The 6,419-nt window shown below is 45.6% G+C and carries 5 protein-coding genes and 1 tRNA gene; 4 read left to right on the plus strand and 2 right to left on the minus strand.

Annotated features, from left to right (window positions below; translation table 11 throughout):
• Positions 1-425: 425 nt before the first annotated feature.
• Together ACOCD9_RS09210 and petJ are read right to left on the minus strand one after the other, a co-directional pair.
• Positions 426-2,105, minus strand: coding sequence for a DUF3352 domain-containing protein (locus tag ACOCD9_RS09210; RefSeq protein WP_419547187.1), 1,680 nt, complete (start codon positions 2,103-2,105; stop codon positions 426-428).
• 116 nt (positions 2,106-2,221) lie between these two features.
• On the minus strand, positions 2,222-2,542 hold the full coding sequence (gene petJ, locus ACOCD9_RS09215) for a cytochrome c6 PetJ (protein WP_002796336.1): 321 nt from the start codon (positions 2,540-2,542) through the stop codon (positions 2,222-2,224).
• Between the two features lie 192 nt (positions 2,543-2,734).
• Here petJ and petE point away from each other — a divergent pair, with 192 nt between their 5' ends.
• From petE to ACOCD9_RS09235, 4 genes are all read left to right on the plus strand, one after another.
• Complete coding sequence (gene petE / locus ACOCD9_RS09220; protein WP_419547189.1) at positions 2,735-3,112, plus strand: plastocyanin; 378 nt, start codon at positions 2,735-2,737, stop codon at positions 3,110-3,112.
• 289 nt (positions 3,113-3,401) lie between these two features.
• Positions 3,402-5,129, plus strand: a complete 1,728-nt coding sequence (locus tag ACOCD9_RS09225) for a succinate dehydrogenase/fumarate reductase flavoprotein subunit (protein ID WP_419547191.1) — start codon at positions 3,402-3,404, stop codon at positions 5,127-5,129.
• A gap of 83 nt (positions 5,130-5,212) precedes the next feature.
• Positions 5,213-5,286 (plus strand) — tRNA-Met (locus tag ACOCD9_RS09230).
• Positions 5,287-5,479: 193 nt separating this feature from the next.
• A complete protein-coding gene (locus tag ACOCD9_RS09235; RefSeq protein ID WP_419547192.1) occupies positions 5,480-6,313 on the plus strand; it encodes a TIR domain-containing protein in 834 nt (277 codons plus the stop codon).
• The last annotated feature ends 106 nt before the right edge of the window (positions 6,314-6,419 follow it).

The raw sequence follows: 6,419 nt of genomic DNA on the forward strand, positions 1-6,419 counted from the left end.
TAAAAAAGGTTTTTGGGCTAAAAAAGCCTAAAAATATTATCCAACAAGGTTTTTAGATTTATTCAGCAACCCCTACTTAATTCATAGGCTGCTTTTTTGGGAATATACAGAATAGGCTTTTTTTGTCTAAAAAGCACTAGGTTGGGTCAAGCAATAATAACTTTTGTCTGTCAAATATTAGCGACGCTTGAGGGAAACCCAACCACACCAATGTCGTCAAGAATGTTGGGTTTTGCTCAAACCATTGAATCGAGCAGTTTTCTCCTAATTATTAAATCGCTCAACCAAACCTACAAGCTTCTATCTGATAACTGATAAGTACCTAAGCAAAATTAATTACACATATTTAACCACCTCTTGCCTCCTGCCTTTTGCCTATCTTCACTAGGAAATTAATTTTGCACGACTACTTAACTGATAACTGATTAAGACTTCACTCCCAGATTAAAGAAAATCGTTCCCCGACGCACAGAATTTTCGCTACCTTGGCTGCTAATAGTAAGAGAACGCAGATTATTAAATAAAGGCTTAATCGACAATTCTAACACCCGCACGATCGGGAATTTTGCCTCGATTACCGGTTGCAATTGTCGCCAATCGACGTAAAAATAACCATCATTTTCTGCGGGTAGAGCAGTAATTGCCTGTCGAAACTTACCACTGCTTAAGATGGGGTTTTTCTGTGCAGATAAAGCTAAACCCATCGCTTCCACAGAACTAGCGATAATTTCATAATTATCGACTCTAGTATGCACTCCCGTCACGATCGTTTCTAGTTGCGCTTTTCCCCCCGGGACCGCCGTGGTTAACTTTGTCCAAGCTGTCACCGTTCGATCGAGTAAAGGCAGATTAACCACATTATAGCCGCGACTGCGGGCCAACTCATCCAAATGCTCGATCGCACTGTCCACCTCTACCCCCATCACCCGTTCCCCTAGAAAAACACTATCGGGTTCCATCCCCTTTGAACTAGGCACGAGAGCGAGGCTATATTCGCCTCTAACCCAGCTAAAAACGTCTTCAGGCAAATTTAAACCTAAAGGCGACTGGAAGCGGTTTAAGACCTGTGTTATTAATTCCTGTAGGGGACTATCTGCTTCTAACCCCTCCTCTACCTGAGTCCAAAAACGATTTAAATCCCGACTAGCGGCGACTAAAAGGCTATTTTCGCCGATAAAAGATAATGCTCCCACGGGACTAGATAAAATTGGTGCTTGGTCATCCTGTCCTAAGACTCCAATTAAGGCGGTTTGGGCGACTATTCCCCCGGATTTGAGGGTAAAAGCCGTGGCTAATCGTTGTTTTGCTTCGGGACTCTCCGGGACGGGTTGATTCGCAATCCAAGCCGATAACGGAGGTAAATTGCCGTAAACTATAGCTATACGCGGTTCGGTGATATTTTTGAGGGCTTCTCGGTAATCAGGGCTATTTTTTAGGTTTAAATCCGGTACTTGCACGTTATTAAGGGCCTCGCGCAAAACCTTGATATTATTGGCAAAAAGCACCGTATCACCGACGACGGCACTAGCGAGAAAACGATTATTATCTCCCGGGGTCAAGGGACGTTGATAAATCAGGTTAACTCCCTTGTAGAGTTCAAAAACGAGGTCAAATTTGCCCGAAACCGCCTGTTTTGAGTAGGAAGCTTGCAGAAATTCCTTAGCGCGTTCACCATCTTTACTTTGAATTGCCAAAAGATAACCCGGTTGGATACCATTATCGGTATCGCGATCGAAATCTAGGGAAGTAACAGCGAGGGTAATTTCCTCCCCTAACCAGGGTTTGATTTCCTTTTGATAATTTAAACCCGTTTTGCCGAGCAGACTTTTTTCTAAATCCTTAATTTCTTGGTGGGAACGTCGTCGATTAGCCGGTGTAGCGATTAATTGACCAAAAGACTCTAAACGTTCGGGATTGACCAGCAAGGATACCATAACCGGGGCCTGTTTCGGCACAAAAATCGCCGCCATCGGTTCCCGCAGCACCCCACCTTTGAGCAAAGACAGAGGACTATCGGCGAGAATCCAAGCAAAACTGGCTGTAGCGACTACTAGGAGAATGATTACCGTCGCACCTAAAAGATAGAAAAACGATCGCAATTTCACAACCTTGTCCCGAGATGAACCATTAGCTATTTTAAGCCAGCAATTGACCCAAGAATTTCGATCGCTACAATTCTTACCAGACTGACAACCGATAACTCGCCACCGATAACTAATTTTTACCAGCCTTTTTCCGCTTGAGCGAGGACATAGTTAGCTACAGTTTCGATATCTTCAGCGCTGAGACGACCACCGAAAGCGGGCATCGCCCCCATACCTTTGGTAACTTGGGTAACGATAGCTTCAACGGAATCTTTGCCGTATTTAACTAAATCTTCTTTTTTCAGGGTTTTAGCGGCATTAACCACGTTTTTACCGCCCATGTGACAGGAAGCGCAGTTAGCACTGAAAATCGAAGCCCCATCAGCTAAAGCGGGACGAGCCATACCGAATGTAACCACAGCCAAGAGCAAGCACAGGGAAATTAATAGTCTTTTCACGATTGGTTCTCCTCTATTTCTTAAGAAATTCCCCAACCATGGTCAGAAAAAACCGGTTTTCTTGTCAAAAGACAAGCTGTCAAACTTGGTGTAGAATTAATTCATGGGACAGTTAAAAGCAAACTTTTACTTTTTTGTCAAAAGACAGGCTGTCAAACTTGTCATCTTCCCTCGTGTAAAGGATTAACAAGCATGAAAAAATTAGGTTTATTGTTCGCTACCGTGGCGCTAGTCGTCTCTAGCTGCTTCTTCAACACTGCCGCTGCTTCCGCCGAAACCTTCACGGTTAAGATGGGCGGTGATGCGGGTACACTACAATTTGATCCCCCCGCCCTCACTATTAAAGCAGGAGATACGGTGAAATGGGTCAATAACAAACTTTCTCCCCATAACATAGTTTTCGATAGTACCAAGGTTCCCGAAGCCCAGGCTGCTAAATTATCCCATAAAGGTCTGGCTTTTTCCGCCGGTGAGTCCTTTGAAAGCACTTTCAGCGAACCGGGTACTTACACCTACTACTGCGAACCCCATCGCGGTGCTGGTATGGTCGGAACGATTACCGTTGAGTAATTATCCGATTTTAGCCAAAAATAACTCGCGGTTAACTGCCGCGGGTTGTTTTTTTGGGGTGTGGGGTGTGGGGTGTGGGGTGTGGGGTGTGGGCTTCGGCCGTGAGCTCAGCGTTCGACCGAGCTCACGCCGAGGTCCGAACGGGTGTGGGGTGTGGGGTGTGGGGAGAACAAAGATGCCTTTTGTCTTTTGTCTTTTGACTCCTGAAATATAAAGTCTCGGTTACAAAACTGACTTCTGAGTAATTCTCACCCCACCATAGAAACAGAAGCCCCTAGAAAAATCAGCCATGAAAGAACACGATGTCGTTATAGTGGGCGGTGGGTTAGCAGGATGCCGCGCCGCCTTAGAAATCAAACGCCTCAACCCGACTATCGATGTTGCTGTCGTTGCCAAAACCCACCCAATTCGTTCCCACTCCGTCGCTGCCCAGGGAGGTATCGCCGCCGCCCTGCAAAACGTTGACCCCAAAGATAATCCCAAGGCCCACGCCTACGATACCGTCAAAGGTTCCGATTTTCTGGCTGACCAGGATGCGGTGGATATCCTCACCCAAGAAGCCCCCGAAGTTATCATCGAATTGGAACATCTAGGCGTGTTATTCTCCCGTCTCGAAGATGGACGCATTGCCCAAAGAGCCTTTGGCGGTCACAGCCATAACCGTGCCTGTTACGCCGCCGATAAAACCGGTCACGCCATGCTGCACGAATTAGTCAGCAATTTACACCGTAATCAGGTAAAAATCTACGATGAATGGTACGTTTTGCGCCTTATCCTCGAAGAAGGTACGGCCAAAGGCGTGGTTATGTACCAAATCGCCACCGGACAGTTAGAAATCCTTCGGGCAAAAGCAATTATGTTCGGGACGGGGGGCTATGGTCGCGTTTATAACACCACCTCCAACGATTTCGCCTGTACGGGAGACGGTTTAGCTTTATCGGCAAAAGCGGGTATTCCCCTAGAAGACATGGAATTTGTCCAATTTCACCCCACGGGACTCTATCCCGTCGGTGTTTTAATCTCAGAAGCGGTCCGGGGTGAAGGTGCTTATTTAATCAATAGCGAAGGTCGTCGTTTTATGGAAGACTACGCCCCCTCGCGCATGGAATTGGCACCCCGGGACATCACTTCCCGGGCCATTACCCTAGAAATTCGCGCCGGCCGGGGGGTAAATCTGGACGGTAGCGCCGGGGGTCCCTTTGTCTATCTGGATTTACGCCATTTAGGCCGGGAAAAAATTATGAGTCGCATTCCCTTCTGTTGGGAGGAGGCCCACCGTCTCGTCGGTGTCGATGCGGTAGAGGAACCGATGCCCGTCCGTCCTACAGTTCACTATTGTATGGGCGGCATTCCCGTTAATACCGATGGTCGCGTTCGCTTAAGTGCCGATACCCTCAGCGAAGGCTTTTTCTCCGCCGGGGAATGTTCCTGTGTCTCTGTCCACGGGGCCAATCGTTTGGGCAGTAATTCCCTGTTAGAATGTGTGGTCTATGGGAGAAGAACCGGCAAATCGATCGCTAAATACGTCGAAAAACGCGCTTTTCCCGTCTTTAATCCCGATATTTACCTTCAGGATGCCAAAGAGGAAATCACCGCTTTATTGACCAAAAAAGGCACGATTCGCATCGGTCAACTACGTCAGCAATTCCAAGACTGTATGACCCAACATTGCGGCGTTTTTCGCACCGAAGCGACCATGCGCGAGGGAATTAAACAAATCGGCGAATTAAAGCGCCAATACGAGCAGATTTACCTGGATGATAGAGGTGATTGCTGGAATACGGAACTAATCGAGGCCTGGGAGTTACAAAGTCTCATGGTGGTGGGGGAAATTATCCTCACCTCTGCCCTCAATCGTCAAGAAAGCCGAGGGGCCCATTCCCGCGAAGATTTTCCCCAACGGGATGACCAAAATTTCCTTCAGCATACCCTCGCCTATTATTCCCCCTCCGGCATCGATATCGACTATATGCCCGTGGTGATTCAGGATTTCATCCCCGTGGAACGTAAGTATTAACCTCTGGTCGGACGGTAAATGTAAAGGAATATTACAAACTCCTTGGCATTTACCGAGATTTAGTTCTATACTAGATAAAGCAACGCGGGATAGAGCAGTCTGGTAGCTCGTCGGGCTCATAACCCGAAGGTCAGTGGTTCAAATCCGCTTCCCGCCATTACTAATAAAGCCAGTTTTAAATAGAGCGGAACGTGATGGGCTTCAAACAGTGCCATTTACAAAATGTTTGAAAGAAGTAGCGGGGATTGAAATCGACCAATCTTAAGTTAGAAAACGGGTTTCTCTAAGAAACCCGTTTTCTGGGTTAGATGTGGTATAACAGAAAAGTGGTTATGTCAGAGGAAAGAGATATGCCATCAATTTTTATTTGTTATTCCCACCAAGACAAAGGATGGAGAGACAGACTGTTAAAATTTCTCGAACCTCTGAATGATGAGGAAAAAATAGTCTGGTCAGATCTCGACATACAACCGGGGGATATTTGGGATGAAAAAATTAAAGACAGTTTATCACAAGTAACAATTGCGATGGTCTTGGTTAGCCAAGATCTGCTTAATTCTCGTTATGTGAAGAATGAAGAATTACCCCGTATTTTGAAAAGACGTGAAGAAGAAGGAGTCCTTATAATTCCTATATTTCTTAGACATTCTACTGTGAAAAGTGTTTCTTTTAAATACACTAATGAAGAGGGAATAGAACAAAGATTTTACTTACATCAATTTCAGTCTCCTAGCAATAATTCTCCCAGCAATCCTCTCTGTGATCTAAAGAAATCAGAATATGAAAAAGTTTTCGTATCCGTTGAGGATAAATTGCGATCGCTGATTGAAGAATCTAAAAAAAAACAGTCTGAACCCTCTAAAAAAGCGGTCCAACCCCTGACCACCTCTGGGTTAGTGGATACGCAACTCCCACCCGTGCGTAGATGGCAAGGACGACGGGAAGAATTGCAAGAACTCCAAACAGCGTTAGGGAATGACCATCTAAGGTTAATCGAGATTACCGCCGCCGGAGGTTATGGTAAAACTGCCCTGGCGAGAAAGTTTACAGATCAATTAACTGCTGATTGGCCAGTATTATGGGTTAATTTTAACCAGCCTTACCCTTTGGCACAGTTCGGACGGTGGTTATTAGAGGAGTTAAAACAAAAGGCTCTTCCGAACTTGTCATGTAAAATTAAATAAAAAACAGACAATTATTGCTGACCAATAAAACAATAATTTATCTTTAAAAGCTCACTATGCTTGCAATACAGCAATTTATTGGTTAAAATATAAACAGCCAAGACCA

It is taken from the genome of Microcystis sp. (genome assembly GCF_048564745.1).
Lineage (GTDB): Bacteria > Cyanobacteriota > Cyanobacteriia > Cyanobacteriales > Microcystaceae > Microcystis > Microcystis ichthyoblabe_A.

Bases quoted from the DNA above. Each gene is read 5' to 3' on its own strand.
- petE (WP_419547189.1), top strand. From the start codon at position 2,735: ATGAAAAAATTAGGTTTATTGTTCGCTACCGTGGCGCTAGTCGTCTCT.
- ACOCD9_RS09225 (WP_419547191.1), top strand. From the start codon at position 3,402: ATGAAAGAACACGATGTCGTTATAGTGGGCGGTGGGTTAGCAGGATGC.
- ACOCD9_RS09235 (WP_419547192.1), top strand. From the start codon at position 5,480: ATGCCATCAATTTTTATTTGTTATTCCCACCAAGACAAAGGATGGAGA.